Origin of the sequence: Streptomyces sp. NBRC 110611 (assembly GCF_001590865.1) — a bacterium.
In the GTDB taxonomy this organism is placed as follows: domain Bacteria; phylum Actinomycetota; class Actinomycetes; order Streptomycetales; family Streptomycetaceae; genus Streptomyces.
On record NZ_BBUY01000040.1, the window covers coordinates 1 to 16,085 of the forward strand.

Consider the following 16,085-nt stretch of genomic DNA (forward strand, 5'->3'; position numbering starts at 1 on the left):
ACAGTTGACGCGCCCCTTTGCGGCTGCTGCCCCGTGGCGGCCCAGGCGGCACCTGTCCCGAAAGATACTTCCGGACCGTGGACCTGTGCAGACCGGTCTCCCTCGCGATCGCCGAAATACTCATCGCACCGCACTGGTACAGGCCCCGGAAACGCCGCAAGTCAGCCCAGCGGTCCTCGTCCAAGAGCATCCGTGCCGCCCTCCGCACACCCCATCAGGTCAGGCGACAGCCTCCCGGACACCACCCCGTACGCAACTCAGACACACGGCAAAAGTGGACACATGAGCTCGTACGTGGCTGCACACATGACGGGCTCTGGCAAGAATTTCGTTTGCGCCGTGAGGCGCTGTTGGTTCGAGTGGAGGTGGAAGGCCTGCACCAACTCGCTGTCGCAGCAGAGATGTTGTAGCTGAGGGCAGCCTGATCCGGGTGATGACGGGGAGGGCGAGAGCGGCCCTGACAAAGCCGGGACGTGACCAGTACTGCCAGATGGGGCGGGTCCGGCAAGCGTGGTGGAGAGGAGTACGCGAGGAACCGGCGTTTTTTTACGTCTCTTAAAGTGCCTCCGGCTCGAACCTGGCGGATGTGGGCCGGAAGCGGTGCGTATGCAGGTCATCCGTTCGGGTGGTCTGACAACTCCTGGGTCGGTCTACGAAAGCTGGCAGGGAGGCCACGAGGAAGGCCTGCGGCGTACTCGTGGCGATGCCCGCAGGGACACAGTCGGGCTCCTACTCCGTCGAGCGAACCACAGTGAACACGGGAACCGTCCCGAACCTCGCCCGCTACCTGTCTCCAACAGGATGCCGGGCTGGGCGCATCGACCGCCGATCGGTCCGGGACGGGGCGGAGCCGCCGTAGTACTCCGGGGCCGGGAGAGCCAGCCACATGGGGAAGGGCGGCAGTGGTATCGAGAAGGGAAGGATGCTGCAATGCCGGAAGACGCCCCGCCGAATGGCGGAGCCCCGGGCCCTCGGGCCCGGGTACTGGAGATGCAGACCAAGCTTCACCGTTGGGCGGTGGCCGATCCCGGCCGCCGGTTCGATGACCTGTTCAACTTCGTGCATGATCCGGCGACGCTGTTGGTGGCGTTCGACCGGGTCGCGGGCAACCGGGGAGCCCGGACTCCCGGCGTCGATGGCCTGACAGCCACCGACGTCGAGGAGTCCATCGGTGTCCCCGGATTCCTGAACGACCTGCGTGCCGCCGTCAAGGGCGGTTCGTTCCGTCCTCTGCCGGTGCGGGAACGCAGTATTCCCAAGCCCGGAGGCTCGGGGAAGGTTCGCAAGCTCGGGATTCCGACGATCGCGGACCGGGTCGTTCAGGCGGCGCTGAAACTGGTGCTGGAACCGATCTTCGAGGCCGACTTCAAGCCGGTCTCCTATGGGTTCCGGCCCCGACGGCGGGCCCAGGACGCGATCGCCGAGATCCACTATTTCGGCACCCGGGGGTATCGCTGGGTGCTGGATGCGGACATCGAGGCGTGCTTCGACTCGATCGACCACACGGCCCTGATGGACCGAGTGCGTCACCGGGTGAAGGACAAGCGCGTCCTGTCGCTGGTCAAAGCCTTCCTCAAGGCCGGAGTCCTCACGGAACTCGGCGAGAGCAAGGACACGCTGACCGGCACCCCGCAAGGCGGCATCCTGTCCCCGCTGCTGGCGAACATCGCCCTGTCGGCGCTCGACGAGCACCTGCACGGGCCCTGGGAACCAGGTGGGACGATGGCCACCGAAGGCAAACGCGCCTACCGGCGCCGCAAAGGTCAACCCACGTGGCGGGTCGTCCGCTACGCGGACGACTTCGTCGTCCTGGTGCACGGCACCGAAGGGGACACCACTGCACTGCGCGAAGAGGTCGCTGACGTGCTCGAACCTCTCGGCCTGCGGCTGTCGCAGGCCAAGACCCGGATCGTGCACATGAGCGACGGGTTCGACTTCCTGGGCTTCCGCATCCAGTGGAAACGCAAAGGAGGCACGACCAAGTGGCACGTCTACACCTTCATCGCCGACCGGCCCATCCGGTCGCTGAAGGCGAAGGTCCGTGCTCTGACAGGCAGGACATCGCAGCAGGATCTTGCCGCCGTGCTGAAGAGACTCACTCAGATCATGCGCGGTTGGGCCAACTACTTCAAGCACGCAGTCGCCAAGCATGTCTTCGACAAGCTCGACGCCTTCGTGTGGTGGCGTCTTATCCGCATGCTGCGGGCACGTCACCGCTGGAGTTGGGGCGACGTCCGCCGCCGGTTCACCACCCCCACCGGGCGGTGGCGATCCATCGCGACGGACGGGATCGAACTGTTCCGGATCGCATCGGTCACGGTCAGCCGCTACCGATACCGGGCCAGCACAATCCCCAACCCATGGCAGCCTGCGAACCCCGTCTGACGGCAGAGACCGTGGAGAGCCCGTTGCGTTGAGAGGCGCACGGCGGGTTCGGCGAGAGGTCCGGAGAAACGGACCGGGAGCAATCCCGGCACCGCGCTCCGGGCCTACTCAGCAGCCGGAGATCATCTCGGTGACACGGTCGGCCGGTCCGCATAGCGGCGGCGGAGGTGGGCGATGAGAACGACGCGGTGGCGGAAGAGTGGGACGCTGGCGCGGCCGGCCATCAGGCGCTGTTGCAGTTTGACGTCGGTGATGCGGCCTTCGTTGACGCCGGAGTTGTAGGGCGCGGTGATTCCCTGGGCGACGGCGTGCTGGTCTTCGCGGAGGGCTCCGGCGAGGCTGACGAGAGGAGCCAGGCCGCTGTCTGCGAGCTCGTCCAGCCAGTCCTGGGTGGCAGTCGCCAGCTTCGCGCGGGCGTCCGCGGAGGCCGCGATGCAGCACGAGGAGGAAATGGCCCACTTCAACGAAACTGGAGCAGGCGCCGTCTGACGCGCAGTAGCGCCCTCCCCGCAGCAACCGGGGCGGCGCCGCCATGTCCGGACCCTACCGACAGCGCGAAGTACCGCGTATTCATGCGAAGTTGTACGTAGTACCCAAACTAGAGCGCAGTACAGCGGCCTTGAGCGAACTTGTGCGAAGTCGTGCGTAGTACGCGCAAGCGCTCGCGCTCTCGAGAACGCCCGCACGTGCGGAAGGCCGGCCCGGACACGGCGAAGGCCCGGCGCCACCCAAGCGCCGGGCCCGACCGCCTCCCACCCCGGAGACCCACACCGAGGCGAACCAGGGGTCCCAAGAAGCCCCACACCGGCAACCTCCCCCCCGTTACCGACAACCACGGACTTTCCCGACCGACCGTCCATACAGGACATGACAAACCTTGGAAAATCAGGGTGGAAAGGAGACCCCCATGGCCTCGCGTGCACAGCTCGTCGACTGCCCTGCCCTCCCTGCCTTGCCCGACGGCGAGTACGGCGTCCCCAACCCCCACGACTCCTCCGTGATGACGCTATGGCGCATCGACCGGGGCAAGTTGAGCGCCTGGCCGCCAGGGGAGCGGTGGGCGCCCCGGCCGCCAGCGGGCACCCGCGACATGCCGCACGAGGAGCACCGCGCCCGTAGAGACGCCTTCTACCGCGAGACCTACTGGCCTTGGAAGGCCGCCGTCGTCGAGGAGATCGCCCGCGCACCGCGCATCTGCGCCGCCCTCTTCTGGAGCGACAGCAGCGTCGCCGCGATCCTCGCCGCCGAGGACGCGCCCCCGCCGTAGGCTCGGCTCGTGCCCGGAGGTCCGAAGCCCCCGCTGCTCCGTCGTCTCGCAGCGGGAGCTTTGTCCTGACCGGGGGCGAGCTGGCCAAGCTGGTGAACACCAGGCCAGGGTCAACCCTCTTCGCGTGCAGCCGCTCGTGCTCGAGCACGAGCGGCCAAGGCGCGGGAATGCGCCGCGGTTCCGTCGACGGTGGCGGGGTCGATACCGCACAGGCGCAGCCGAGCAACATGCTTGCCGTCAGGGGGCCCTGAGGTCATGAACGGGTTCGTTCTGCATGTCTTCCCTGCCAGCGCCCCGCGCTTGGGGCAGTCCTTCGCAATGTGCGAGGCGGGGATCGGCATGTGCAGGGTCTGCCCGCCGCTGCGTACGTGTCTCACCATGCTCGGGAGCGTACTGGTCCGCCCGTAGCCTTCCGAGCGGTCAGCAGAACCCCAAAGCCCCGCTCTCGGCGGGGACTTGGTCGAGCTCAGGGGCCGCCCGGCAGGGGCCGGTCTCCGAGGAGCGGAAGTTGCGGCTGCTCGCGGGGGGGGCGGCTGCCTCGGGTAGGTCAAGGGCAAGCTGCATGGCGGTGGTGTCGGCACCCAGGGTGACGTCAACGAGCGAGCCGCTGCAACTCACCCGACCGGGTCACCACGACTCGCGGGGATCGTCGTGTCTGGCAAGACGCCGGAGCCCAACGGCGTCAGCGAGGGGGCGGGCGCTTATCGAGCGGCCTCAGCGTGGACAAGGCCGACGAGGTTACGTGTGTGGCAGTTCCATGAGGACAGACTGCCCGTGAATTCACGACGGTACCTGGGGCGGGTATGGGCGAGCCCCGCGTTTCGGACACGGCGGAGGCTCGGGGACGTTCAGGCGGGAGCGTCAGGCAGCTCCCTGCTGAGGCGGGCCCGGCGCATTATCGGCGAGCGCCGTGTCGAGCGCCGCCAATAGGGGAGTCAGCGTCGCCGAGCGCTCGCGGGGCTCGTGCAACCGCTACTTCCGGGGCTCGATGACGAATCGGACGGCCAGCACCTGGTGCTCGTCAGCGAATCCGAGTCGGAGATGGAGTGACCGGCATGCACTTCAAGGGCAACAGGAACTCGTTCTGCGGGCGATCCCGGACACGGAGGCGCCGCCGTGCTGGTGCTGCGGCGCCCGCGCCCTGGGCGCGCGGAGCGACATCTTCATGGGCGGCCGGCCGCTGTGCCCGCAGTGCTGGTGGGCCGAACCGCGGGGCCGGAACGCGTGGAACCGCGCCGCTTCGACGCTCCAGGCGGCCTTGGGTCTGCCGAGGGCGTGGGCCCTGAGTGCGAGCCAGTGGCAGCGACTCCAGGATGCGGCGCGGGCCCACGGCGTCAAAGCGTGGCACGACTCCGGGAAGCCGCCGCAGGGCGAGCGGTTCGGGCACCTGCCCCTCGGCGCGCTCGATGCGGTGCGCGCCGACCTGGGCTTGCCCGCACCGCCCCCGGCCCTGGCGGTGGCGGAGCCCGAGGGCGTGGTGCCGAGCCCGATCCCGGCGCCCGGGGACGGCGAGGTTCTCGAGAACGTGGTCCTGACCGCCCTCGGCGACCGGCCGGGCCTGTCGAAGACGGGCCTGCGCGCCGCCGTGACCGGTGCCCACCGCGCCCTTGACGCGGCCGTCGCCCGGCTCGTTGACGCGGGGCAGGTCGAGCGCCGCTGGGAGGGCCGCACCATCGCCCATTACTTGACTGGCAGCGACCCCAGTGACCCATCCGCGTATGTGTGAAAGCCCTAGGTCATGCCACAAACAGGGCGCGCTGCTGGACTGCAAAGGTCCCCGCCCGGACGTCCCGGGCGGGGGCTGTGCGGCCTGAGGGGCGCGAGGCGCTCACCCGACCGGCCGTAAAACCGCCCCGCTCACCAGGGCGGATGGCCGCACGGCGGAGACGATCGTCTCAGGGCGCCCCACCCCGACAGCAGCCCGGCGCCCGACGACGAAAGCGAGTCGGTGATGCTGGTGAGCCGCGCCTCCCGGGGGCTGCTCGGCGCCCTGTGCGTCTGCCTGGCCGTGTTCCTGTCCGCGGGCGCAGTGCACGGGCTGACCGCGGACCGGACGCCCGGGGCCCTGCCCTGGAAAAACGCGAAGGAGCAGGATCGCATCGCCCTCGGGAGCTTCCGGGCCCCGAGCGCTCCTGAGTGCGAGGTCGGGGCGTACCTCACCGACCTCTACGACGTCCATCCCGAGTCGAACGAGTTCTCCGTCCGGGTGTGGATGTGGTCCCTGTGCTCGACCAAGGAGGCGGACCCGCTGGCGACCGCCACCTTCCCGCAGGGCTACAGCCCGTGGAAGAGCGAGCCGGAGCACACCAAGGTCAAGGACGGCTACTACACCCTGATCGGTTTCGACGGGAAGTTCCGCCACTACTTCGACCGCCGGAACTTCCCGTTCGACGAGCACCTCCTGGACGTCACCGTCGCGGCGGCGAAGAACGAGAAGACGTTCCGGATGGTCCCGGACAAAGAGAAGGGACAGATCGGCTTCAGCCCCGAGATCAACACCCCCCGGTGGGACATCAAGGACTTCTCGGTGACGACCGAGACCCGGAACTACGCCACCGACTTCGGCGACCGGTCCAACTCCACCGGGGCGAGCTCCAACTTCAGCGAAGCTGTACTGCACATCAAGGTCGCAAGCTCGGACACGAAGATCTTCTGGGAGCTGGCCGGGCCCATCTTCATCGTCTTCCTCATCACACTACTGACGTTCCTGCTGACCTCCGCCGAGACCAGCGCGTTCGCCGGGCGGATCACCGCTCTCGGCGCCTCGATGTTCGCGGTCCTGGTCAACTGGGGCAAGCTCAGCGGCCTCATGCCCGCCACCGCGGGCTTCTCGATGCTGGGCAAACTGCACCTGCTGACCATGGCCTACGTGCTGGTCGGCATCGGGATCACGGTCCTCTGCTGGCGCTGGTCGGCACAGGAGAGGAAGAAAGAGAAGGTCAAGCGGCTCAATCACCTCGGCATCGCCATCGGTGTCGTCTTCTATGTGGGCATCGCCATCTGGCTGGTCGTGGGCGCGGCCACGGTGCCTGCGACTTGACCGGGAGCGGGTCGGGCGGGCAGGCGGGCATGGTGGCATGCGGCTCGCAGACGACGGGTGCTGTTGGCCGAGGCACGGTCGTTCTGCGCCGGGGTGGGGCCGGCGATGCGCGCGCAGGCGGCCGAGCGGGATTTGCGGGCGATCAATGCGGTGTGTCGGGCGATAGCACAGATGCACACCGAGGCGTATCGGTTGGCAGCGCTCAGTTGAGGTGACTCCCGTGGTGTGGACACTCTGGCAATGGACCTTGTAGGTCCGAGGAAGGGTGTTCTGGTGGGACGTAGGTCTCCGTATCCGGCGGAGTTCAGGGATGACGCGGTCGCACTCTATCGCGCGGCAGGCGGGAAGCGCACGTACGCAGCGGTGGCGGCGGATGTCGGGGTGACCGGCGAGACGCTGCGGAGCTGGGTGCGTCAGGCCGACGAACAGGCCGCCCCTGCCGGCAGCTGTGGCGGGATGACGGCGGAGGGCCGGGATGAGGAGCTGGCCCGGCTGCGTGCGGAGAACGGCCGGCTGCGCCGGGCGGAGAAGGAGTGGGAACCGGAGCGGGAGATCCTGCGCCGGGCGGCCCAGTATTTCGCGAAGGAGATGAGGGCATGAGGTGCCGCTGGGACTTCATCTCCCACAACCGTGCCGACTTCGGCGTCCAGCGGATATGCCGGGTGCTTGAGGTCTCGCGGTCCGGCTTCTACCGGTGGGTCGCCGGCGCGGAGACCCGTGCGGTCCGGCAGGCCTCCGACGAGGCCCTGGTCGCGGAGATCCGCGAGATCCACACCGGCCACAAAGGCACGTACGGGGTGCGGCGCGTGCACGCCGAGCTGCGGGGCTTCGGACACACCGTGAACCGCAAACGCATCGAGCGCCTCATGCGCAAGCACGGCCTTCAGGGCCTACATCTGCAGCGCCGCAAGCGCACCACGGTCCCCGACCGGCTCGCACCACCGGCCCCGGACCTCGTCCAGCGCCGGTTCTCCGCCCGGCACCTGGACGAGAAATGGTGCGGCGACATCACATACGTGCAGGTCGGCGGCGCGTGGTTGTATCCCGCGTGCGTCCTGGACATCTGCTCACGCCGGGTGCTCGGCTGGTCGATGGCTTCGCACATGCGCACCAGCCTGGTCACCGACGCCCTCAAGATGGCCGTGGCCACCCGTGGCGGCGGCGTGGACGGTGTGATCTTCCACGCGGACCGCGGCGCCCAGTACACCTCCGCCGCGTTCGCCCAGGTCTGCGAGGGTTTCGGGATCTGCCGGAGCATGGCCCGGGTCGGCTCGAGTTACGACAATGCCCTCGCCGAGTCGTTCTGGCAGGGACTCAAGAGGGAGACGATGCACCAGAGACTGTTCTCGACAGTGCGTCAGGCGAGGCTGGAGATCTTCCAGTGGCTCACCTACTACAACGCTCGCCGCCGTCACAGCGCCCTCAACTACCTCTCATCCCATGGAGTTTGAACAGCAGCATCTGCAAGCAGATATGTGTCTCCCCTCGTAGTGTGGAGAAACAAACTACAGCTCCCGGCCCTCCGCGGTGACTCTGCCCTCGGATTCCTCGCCGCCCTCCTCCAGTCCCATCTCCCCGCCACACCAGCAGACGAGCCGCTCCCGACCGCCCCCGGCCTTCTGTCCCTGCCCCGCCACCAGGCCGACGAGGCGGCAACCCCCAACGAACCGCTCCGTATGCCGATCGCCCTTGCCCTTCAGCGGCTCCGCTGCCACACCAACACCGAGCGTCTTGGCAACTCCCCCGTCGCCCGCTGGTTCACCGCTCTGGTCAACCAACTCGACCTCGGCCCCGCCACCAGCGGAGCCAAACCTGGCCCCCTCGAAACCCTCTACACCAAGACGACACCGCTGTTCAGCCCCAGCGGGCAGATGACGTTGGCCAACAACTGGACCAAAGCTGCCGAGCACTGCCGTCAAGAGCCCACCCATCTCCTGGCCGCCCTCACCGCATGGCGCTGCGTCGATAAGTACGCCGGCGCCAACCTGGACCACGCCTCCACCGGCGACGCTCACATGTCCAGCCACGGCAAAGCCGCCCAACAAGGCGTCCCCGGCGCCACCTGGCTCGCCCTCCACGCCTTCGCTGCCTTCCGCCTCACCGGGACTGCCCGCCGCGGCGACGCCACCGGCTGGGAACACACACCCACCGGCCCCGCCTTCACCTGGCCCACCTGGCACCCCCCACTCACCCCCACCGCCATCACCACCCTCCTCGAACACCCCCTCCAGCCTGGAAGTGGACGACCTGTGCAGCCTCTACGGCGGCGCATCTCCGCAGCGAAAGGCTGCGGCACCACACCAGCCACGGGCGACGGAGCCTTTTGGTTTCAAGACCGGCGCATCTCCGCGACTTCTGGCCGCGGCACCACAACAGCCCCAGGATGTGGAACACCTTGGCCGGCAGCCGGAAGCATCTCCGCGGCCAAGGTCGCGGCACCACAACAGCTGGCCCACCCACACCCTCTGGCTGCTGGACAACCAGCACTCCCGCGGCCGAAAGCCGCGGCACCACAACAGCCACCCCAATGACGGCGGACGGTGATGAATCGCCACCGGCATCTTCGCAGCTGATCGCCGCGGCTCCACAGCAGCTGCAAGTCCAGCAGCGCAAATGTCCCCAGCGTCCTGAAAACTCCGCGGTCAAAAACTGCGGCACCACAGCAGCGCCTGTTGGGCACGGGCAAGGAGGGGGCGAGCGCCCTGCATTTCCGCGGCAACAAGGCCGCGGCACCACAGCAGCGTCTCCAGCGCACGGCCGAGACGGGCGACCTCCTCGAGCATCTCCGCGGCCAAGGACCGCGGCACCACTGCAGCGAGGACACCGGCATCGACTACGTCGTAGTCGACGAGGGCACCTCCGCGGTCACGAACCGCGGCACCGCAACAGCAACATCAACGATGTCGCCTCAGTATCCCCGGTCCGGGGCATCTCCGCGGCGAAGGGCTGCGGCACCACAACAGCAAGACCTCCAAGAAGCAGACCACCAGCCCCGCCGGCGGCATCTCCGCAGCGAAGGACTACGGCACCACAGAAGGGCTGCCGGCGTGCCCGAGTTGCTCGGCGCGATCGAGGGGCATCTTGGCCGGTCATGAACTGCGGCACCACAGCGCACCGCGCAGGCCCAGGACGGGGCGTCAATACAGGGATGTCTCAGCGGGCAAGGGCTGCGGCACCACACGCGAGCAAAGACGCGGGGACCGCGCGGTCGAGGACCGGCGCGGCAGCCGTTCGATCTTCCGCCCCCGGAGCGGCGTCCTCGCCGGAGCTTTACCTACGACCAACCGGGCCTGGGCAAGAAGGCGTCCATCCTCAGCGCCGTCCCGGCGTGCCCGCCCCGTAGCGGGAGGGCAGTCGCTGGGCGTGATCACAGCGGGGCGACGGAGCCCAGTCGTTCCAGCACGGCCGCGATCATCCGGGCCTCGCCGGGGGCGATCCGGATGACCGTATGGACCAGCTCAAGCCCGTCCTGGTGTGTCTCCTCCATCGCTGGACTACGTATCCAGGCGCCTACCGCGTTGCGCAGCGCCGTCGCGCTCCTGGGGGCGGGTGCGCCGTGCTCGTGGCAGCGCTGGGCCAGGTCCATGCACAGTCGGGTGGCTGTCGGCCAGTCTCCGGCGCGCAGTGTGAAGGTCGCGTGCAGTGCGAGCGCCAGGAGCGTGTGCGGGTGCTTTTCGCCGGCGTCTGCGGCCACCTGCGCGGCCAGCTTCCCGGCGGTGACCTGCGCGGCGACCCACAGGTTGGAGCGGTCCGCGGCCCGGATCTTCGCGATCAGCCCGTTGTACCGGTCCGGTAGACCTCCCGACCAGGCCGGGTCCGTCGACAGCGCGGGGGCCGGGAAGAAGCCGTTGACCATGGTCTGGTTGCCCTCTGGGCCCAGGCGCCAGGAGACCACCCTCCCGTCCGGGCCGGCCACCGCCACGTCGACGGGGCCCTCCAGGCCGACCGCATCAGCGTACAGGCGCAGCCACGCCTGTTCCGGCGTTGCATGTACCGAGATCCGCCCTTCCCGGTGCAGACTGGTCTGCCCCTCCGGGTGAACGGCGAGGGTCACGATCCGGTTCGACGGCGAATGGGAACGGGTCACGGTGAACTCCTGACAATGGTGCGATAAAGCACGGACTAGGTGCTTCGTCTCAGCAGGTGGTGTGACCGAAGCAGGCGATATTTCTCCGAACGACGGTCATGACAGCCTCGACGCGCAGCCGACGTCCCGCCGCGCGGTCGCGCGTGCTGGCAGGCGAACTGTCGCGACTGACCCGTCGCCCTGCTCAGGCCTGATCGACGGACTCGTGCCGTGGGACGTGTCGAGGGCCTCACCAGGTGCGATCACTGCGCTCTCGGGGTCCGATGGGGGTAAGCGAAGATGTGAGGGCGATGGCTCGGGCAGTGTGGAGCGGTGCTCTCTCCGCCGGCGTGGTGCCCCTGCCAATCCAGCTCGTCACCGCGACGGAGAGCCACGTGATTCGCTTCCATCAGATTCAGCGCGGCACTGCTGACCGCGTACGCAACAAGCGGGTCAACGAGCGCACCGGTGAAGAAGTCCCTTTGGAGGAGATCGTCAAGGGCCACGAGGTGGACGAAGGGTATGTGCTCGTTGAGCCGAAGGAGCTGGACGAGATCGCCCCTGGGCGTTCCAAGTCGCTGGAGATCAGCGGCTTCGTCGACCTGGCCGAGATCTACCCGATCTTTCGCGACACGACTTACTACCTTGCCCCTGGCGGCCGGGAGTACACCAAGGTCTACTCGCTCCTGTGTGAGGCTTTGGCGCGGTCGAAGACGGCGGGGATCGCGACCTTCGTGATGCGCGGCCGCGAGTACCTCGGTGCGGTGACGGCGGAAGGGGGAGCGCTGGCGCTGCATAGGTTGCGCTGGGCGGATGAGGTCCGCGATGTCCACCACGAGCTGCCGGGCCTGCCGACACTGGGGCAAGGCCGTACCGAGCGTGAACTGCAGATGGCCATCCAGCTGGTCGAGGCTATGAAGTGCGGCTCGGAGCCGGGTGAGTACCGCGACACCTACCAAGATCGGGTCCGCGAACTCGTCGAGGCCAAGAGCCGTGGTGAGTCGGTCGAGAAGGCGGAACCGCCTCCAAGCTCCACCCATGTTGTTGACCTGATGAACGCCCTGCGGGCCAGGGTTGAGCAGGCCAAGACGGCCAGGAGGCGATGACCGCGGTGAAGTTCACCGTGGTGGAGTCGCTCTACCCGCACGGTTTGCTTCTCCAGCGACGGCGCCACTTGTTGCGCTGAGCGGTATGGGGCTGCGACGCTCGCTTGCGGCTGATCCGCAAAGCGCCGATGAGGACGAGGAGGGCGTAGGAGCCCAAGGCAAGGCCGCCCATGCCAGCGAGTAGCCGTTGCCACGCAGGCCACCCCATGGCCCCAAATGCGCCCGCGAGCAGGAGTGTGGGTACCAGCAGGAAGAACAAGACTGACTTGATGGGGTCGGGACCCGAGGGCCAGGTACCCGCCAGCCGATCCAGAAGCCGCTGCTCACCCTTGGGCCTGGCACTCCACACCTGCTGGGTCTCTGCGCTCCTTCGCCTCATGCTGATGAAGAGTACGGGGCATGGCAGGAGTCCTCACTGGTCGGCGAGGGCGGCGATGCGAACAGCGGCCGCACGGATCATCGAGGCGGCCAAGGCCGGGGCTGAGCGCGCGGAGGTTGGGCGAGGCGACGGTGTGTACGGCCGGGGACCGCTCGGCAGGGTGAAATCGGCGGATTCGTCACACGAGCCGGTGCCCGGACCGCTACCGTTGCTCGTACGATCGTCCCCTCCGTGCGAGGCGGCGGCCGCTGGATACGCACCCCGGTGAGTTGCGCGCTCACTGCCCCACGAACCAGCGAGGAGAGCGTTGTGTCGGCCACTGCTTCGGTGAGCGAGGACGAACTGCGCACGATGCTTGCCGAACGCAGCTGCATCGACCGTGATGCACTCTGGTATCCCGTCTTTGAGGTGCCACGCAGGTTCGGCCTGTCCTGGCCGTTGACCAGCGACCAAGCCGAGGAAGTACTGTCGGAGCTGCTCGACAGGCAGCGCCGCGTACTGCCACCGCCCTTGGAAGATGGGCAGGTCGGCCGCGGGCGGCGTTACGTGTACCTGTCCGAGATCACCAACGGCTACGAGCGGTGCGACACCCGGCGCATCCTCGAACGTATCCATCGCGCCGGAATCACTCCTGCCGGCCCGGCCTTCGGCGGCGAGGATTACGACCCGCGCTCCGAGAGCGGCTGGGGCGTACGTCCCTCTTCTTCTGCTGATCTTGGCGGCAAGCCGTCCTGGGCCTGGTGGCGCGCGGTGCGCGAAGCCGGACCGCGGCCGTACTACCGGATGCCTGACCCCTACGTCGGGGAGGGCTCGCCGCCTGTGGACCGCGCACTCGCGCTCCGCGAGCCCACAGGAAACGACACGGCCTACCGCCAGGCACTGCTCACAGCCGTACGCGAGGACCCACGGCAGATTGACTGCTGGGCCCACCTGGGCAGCCACGCGTTCGAGCGTGCCGAGGCAGACGACTCCGCGTTGTCTGAAGCCCTGGGTTTCTACCAGACGGCCGTCGCCGTTGCCGAGTTGTCGTTGCCACCGACGTTCACCGGTGTTCTGGCCTGGGGTGAGCTCGACAACCGCCCGTTTCACCGGGCGTTGCATGGCCTCGGGCTCACGTGGTGGCAGCTCGGCGACACGAAGAAGGCGACAGCCGTCTTCGGCAACAGCCTGTGGACCAACCCCGACGACAACCAGGGCATCCGCTACCTGATCGGACAGGTGAAGTCGGGCGTTGCATGGCATCAGCGCACCGAGATGTAGGTACCGCTGCGAGCCGAAGGCGGGCGTGCGGTGCCAGCGAACCCTCACTGCCGGGCGTCCTCATGGCGTGACGTTTCGTGCGGGCAGCCGCGCCCTCAGCACTCGGAGGCCTGATCCCCGATCATCTGGTTCAGTTCGCGGATCTTCTGCTGCTCCGCGCTCCACCCGCTCATACCGCCAGTCGTAGTGGACCTGGTAGAGCGTCTCCTCGGCGAGGGGGACCGTGGCGCCGTCCAGGGGGACGGTCGCCAGGTGCACGCTCCCGCCGTACAGCGCTACGCGGGTGGGCACGGCCTGTAGGTGCGAGGTGCTGCCTTCCACACCGACGCTGCCGTCTCGGTGCGCGTGCGCGACGGTATGAAGGCCCGCGGTCCGCTCCTCGTCGACTCCCGCGCACGCAGGCAGCGGTAATGACGTGCTGGCTGCAGGAGACCGCCGTGTCACGGACCGCGACAGTGATGTTGATGTCAGTCCGGGAACCGGCAGCGCCGTCGCGCGTGACGACCTCCATCATCTGGTCCCGAGCTGCGACGGCCTGCGCGTCGATCGGGGTCCACAGCGGGCCACCCCATGGCCCCGAATGCGCCGGCGAGCAGGGGTGTGGGTGTCAGCAGCAAGAACAAGACTGACCTGATGGGTTCGGGACCCGATGGCCAGCTACTCGCCAGCCGCTCCGGGAGCCGACTCCCACCTCCGGGTCCGGCTCTCCACACCTTCTTCTGAGCCTCTGCCCGCCCTTCGCCTCATGCCGATGAACGGGCGGGGTGTGGCAAGAGTCCTCACTGGTCTGTCAACGGTCATTCTGGACGGCTCTGATCAACATTTCGGGATGACCATGCGTGATCGGCTCACGGTGTGAGCAGAATGCGGCGCCGCAGGAGGTCGAAGTTGGCCCGTCCATACCTTGCCGTTTGAGATATTTCACCCGGTTCACGTGGCCCTCGACCATGCCGCTGGAGTAGGGCTGGGTGAGGCCGGCGGTGACGGCGTCGAGGTCCTTGCTGAGGCTGCGGGCGAAACCGCGCAAGGGCGGCAGCTCGCTGCCCTGGGGCGCCTTCATCCAGCGAGGCAGCAGACGGCCGTCGAGGTTCTTCATCATCGCGGCGAACGCCGCGATGTGCCCTCGCAGATCGGCGAGTTCAGGGCAATCGGCCAGGATGCGCTTGAGGCGGAGCTGCTGACCGGAGCTGAGGCTGTCGGGGTGACGGGTGAGCCAGCCGGTGACCTGCCCGACCGTGGGAGCCTCTGACCTCTTCGGGGTCGGCGACTCGGCGGAGCGCATCGGCTCGAGCCAGCGCCGGACACTGCGGCTGCTGCCGCGGTAGCCGCGTTCCTGAATCTCACGGAACAGGCGCCCGCTGTCAGTGCACCCCTCCTGCCAGCGCATATTGAGGTACTCGGCTCAAGGCTGCAGCATCCGTCGGCTCTGCCGCGGCGGCGAGAGCAGGTCCGCGACGACTGTCGCGTGGGCGTGCTTGCGGACCGTCTTGCGGTCCATCCTCAGGGACTTGGCGATCACCTCGATGGCGACGCCCTTGTCGTACATCTCGTGCACCGCCGCGAAGTTGCGGCGCGTGTTCGCGGCCCGCTTGCCCTCGATCACCGGCGGCTCGGCAGGCCGTTCCACCAGGGCGTCCTGGTTCGCCTCCTCGGCCGGAATGAGGCAGGAGCGGCGGGCGACGACGCTTCTCGACCGCCTTGCACAAGTTCTGCCAGAGGTGAAAGCGATCTGCGATCTGGACCGCGTCCGGCACGGCCGTGCGGATCGCCTCCGCGTACGCGCTCGCGCGGTCACGGCACACGATCTCGGCGCCGGAATGTTCTTTGAGCCAGGCGGTGAAGGTCTCGGCGGTGCGGTCGGGCAGGACGTCGACGACGCGGCCGGTCTCGATGTCGATGAGGACGGTGCCGTAGACGTGACCGCGCTTGAGTGCGAAGTCGTCGACGCCCAGTACCCGCGGGCTCCGCTCCGGCGGCTCGGCAGGCAGCCTCCGCACACGGCTGAGCAGGGTGTTCGGGCTGATCGCGCAGTGCAGCAGGGCGGCGAGCCGGGCACCGGCCCGACTGGCTAGGCAGCGTGCGATCGATATCAGCATCGCCTGCTGCAGTTGGCTCCGGCGGCCGTGGCGGAAGGTGAGCCCGTCGACCTGCTCGACGAAGGTTCTGCGCGGGCACGACGACTGCTCGCACCGGAACCGGCGAACCGTCAGATGTATCGTCGTCGCCTGTCCACCGATCGCGACGTCAGCGAGCCGCCGACGATATCGGTCGTGGACTCGCTGTGAGTGCGTCCCGCAGCCTGGGCACTGGGCTGAGCGAGCAGCCGCCGAGGCGGTGATACAGATACGTCCACCATCAGCTCGCAGGTCCTCGATCGCGACGCTGGCCAGGTGCGGCAGCAGCGTCTTGGCTATGTGATCTCCTAACACACCTGGTCAACAAGGGGGTTGGAGATGAGTTACGCACGGTCATCCCGAAATGTTGATCAGAGCCGCTTTGCACGTCCGCCGTCAGTCCGGCCTCGCCGTCGCCGGACTCGCGCCATCGCACGTGCGCTCGCTCGTCGATCCAGTGAGCCTTTT

The 16,085-nt window shown here is 68.1% G+C and carries 12 protein-coding genes and 2 pseudogenes; 8 read left to right on the plus strand and 6 right to left on the minus strand.

The genetic code is table 11. The features are described from left to right. Window positions 1-190 (minus strand): helix-turn-helix domain-containing protein (locus tag AZE13_RS32510; RefSeq protein ID WP_147264799.1); only part of this gene is annotated, 190 nt, incomplete at its 3' end. Window positions 191-990: 800 nt separating this feature from the next. Here AZE13_RS32510 and ltrA point away from each other — a divergent pair. After that, a complete protein-coding gene (gene ltrA / locus AZE13_RS32515; RefSeq protein ID WP_258528152.1) occupies window positions 991-2,385 on the plus strand; it encodes a group II intron reverse transcriptase/maturase in 1,395 nt (464 codons plus the stop codon). A 122-nt stretch (window positions 2,386-2,507) separates the two neighbouring features. Here the strand turns inward: ltrA and AZE13_RS32520 are convergent, their stop codons facing one another. Then, window positions 2,508-2,849, minus strand: a complete 342-nt coding sequence (locus AZE13_RS32520; RefSeq protein ID WP_066940229.1) for a transposase — start codon at window positions 2,847-2,849, stop codon at window positions 2,508-2,510. 443 nt (window positions 2,850-3,292) lie between these two features. Here AZE13_RS32520 and AZE13_RS32525 point away from each other — a divergent pair, with 443 nt between their 5' ends. The 5 genes and pseudogenes from AZE13_RS32525 (at window position 3,293) to AZE13_RS39170 (ending at window position 9,223) form a co-directional block, all read left to right on the plus strand. Next, the gene (locus tag AZE13_RS32525) at window positions 3,293-3,652 is read left to right on the plus strand and encodes a hypothetical protein (RefSeq protein ID WP_066940232.1); all 360 of its coding nucleotides are present in this window, start codon (window positions 3,293-3,295) and stop codon (window positions 3,650-3,652) included. 1,258 nt (window positions 3,653-4,910) lie between these two features. Further along, window positions 4,911-5,378, plus strand: coding sequence for a hypothetical protein (locus AZE13_RS32535; RefSeq protein ID WP_147264800.1), 468 nt, complete (start codon window positions 4,911-4,913; stop codon window positions 5,376-5,378). Between the two features lie 225 nt (window positions 5,379-5,603). After that, window positions 5,604-6,692, plus strand: coding sequence for a hypothetical protein (locus AZE13_RS32540; RefSeq protein ID WP_066940241.1), 1,089 nt, complete (start codon window positions 5,604-5,606; stop codon window positions 6,690-6,692). Window positions 6,693-6,965: 273 nt separating this feature from the next. Beyond that, window positions 6,966-8,183: pseudogene (locus AZE13_RS32550) on the plus strand (IS3 family transposase). Then, complete coding sequence (locus AZE13_RS39170; RefSeq protein ID WP_147264806.1) at window positions 8,168-9,223, plus strand: hypothetical protein; 1,056 nt, start codon at window positions 8,168-8,170, stop codon at window positions 9,221-9,223. Before AZE13_RS32550 ends, AZE13_RS39170 begins: the two are co-directional and overlap by 16 nt. A gap of 836 nt (window positions 9,224-10,059) precedes the next feature. Here the strand turns inward: AZE13_RS39170 and AZE13_RS32560 are convergent. Beyond that, the gene (locus AZE13_RS32560) at window positions 10,060-10,779 is read right to left on the minus strand and encodes a hypothetical protein (protein WP_066940253.1); all 720 of its coding nucleotides are present in this window, start codon (window positions 10,777-10,779) and stop codon (window positions 10,060-10,062) included. 290 nt (window positions 10,780-11,069) lie between these two features. Here AZE13_RS32560 and AZE13_RS32565 point away from each other — a divergent pair, with 290 nt between their 5' ends. Together AZE13_RS32565 and AZE13_RS32570 are read left to right on the plus strand one after the other, a co-directional pair. After that, a complete protein-coding gene (locus tag AZE13_RS32565; RefSeq protein ID WP_066940263.1) occupies window positions 11,070-11,864 on the plus strand; it encodes a Ku protein in 795 nt (264 codons plus the stop codon). A 706-nt stretch (window positions 11,865-12,570) separates the two neighbouring features. Continuing rightward, window positions 12,571-13,503: a hypothetical protein gene (locus tag AZE13_RS32570; RefSeq protein ID WP_066940257.1), complete on the plus strand. Its 933-nt coding sequence runs from the start codon at window positions 12,571-12,573 to the stop codon at window positions 13,501-13,503. A gap of 790 nt (window positions 13,504-14,293) precedes the next feature. Here the strand turns inward: AZE13_RS32570 and AZE13_RS34995 are convergent. The 3 genes and pseudogenes from AZE13_RS34995 to AZE13_RS39440 all read right to left on the minus strand — a co-directional run. Continuing rightward, window positions 14,294-14,890: a transposase gene (locus tag AZE13_RS34995; RefSeq protein WP_079124615.1), complete on the minus strand. Its 597-nt coding sequence runs from the start codon at window positions 14,888-14,890 to the stop codon at window positions 14,294-14,296. A 15-nt stretch (window positions 14,891-14,905) separates the two neighbouring features. Next, window positions 14,906-15,130 (minus strand): hypothetical protein, encoded by a 225-nt coding sequence (locus tag AZE13_RS38760; protein ID WP_258528153.1) that lies wholly within the window; start codon window positions 15,128-15,130, stop codon window positions 14,906-14,908. Window positions 15,131-15,239: 109 nt separating this feature from the next. Next, window positions 15,240-15,932, minus strand: a pseudogene (locus AZE13_RS39440) (ISL3 family transposase); the annotation flags it as partial. Window positions 15,933-16,085 lie beyond the last annotated feature (153 nt).

Bases quoted from the DNA above. Each gene is read 5' to 3' on its own strand.
- AZE13_RS32540 (WP_066940241.1), top strand. From the start codon at position 5,604: ATGCTGGTGAGCCGCGCCTCCCGGGGGCTGCTCGGCGCCCTGTGCGTC.
- ltrA (WP_258528152.1), top strand. From the start codon at position 991: ATGCAGACCAAGCTTCACCGTTGGGCGGTGGCCGATCCCGGCCGCCGG.
- AZE13_RS34995 (WP_079124615.1), bottom strand. From the start codon at position 14,890: ATGCGCTGGCAGGAGGGGTGCACTGACAGCGGGCGCCTGTTCCGTGAG.
- AZE13_RS32565 (WP_066940263.1), top strand. From the start codon at position 11,070: ATGGCTCGGGCAGTGTGGAGCGGTGCTCTCTCCGCCGGCGTGGTGCCC.
- AZE13_RS32525 (WP_066940232.1), top strand. From the start codon at position 3,293: ATGGCCTCGCGTGCACAGCTCGTCGACTGCCCTGCCCTCCCTGCCTTG.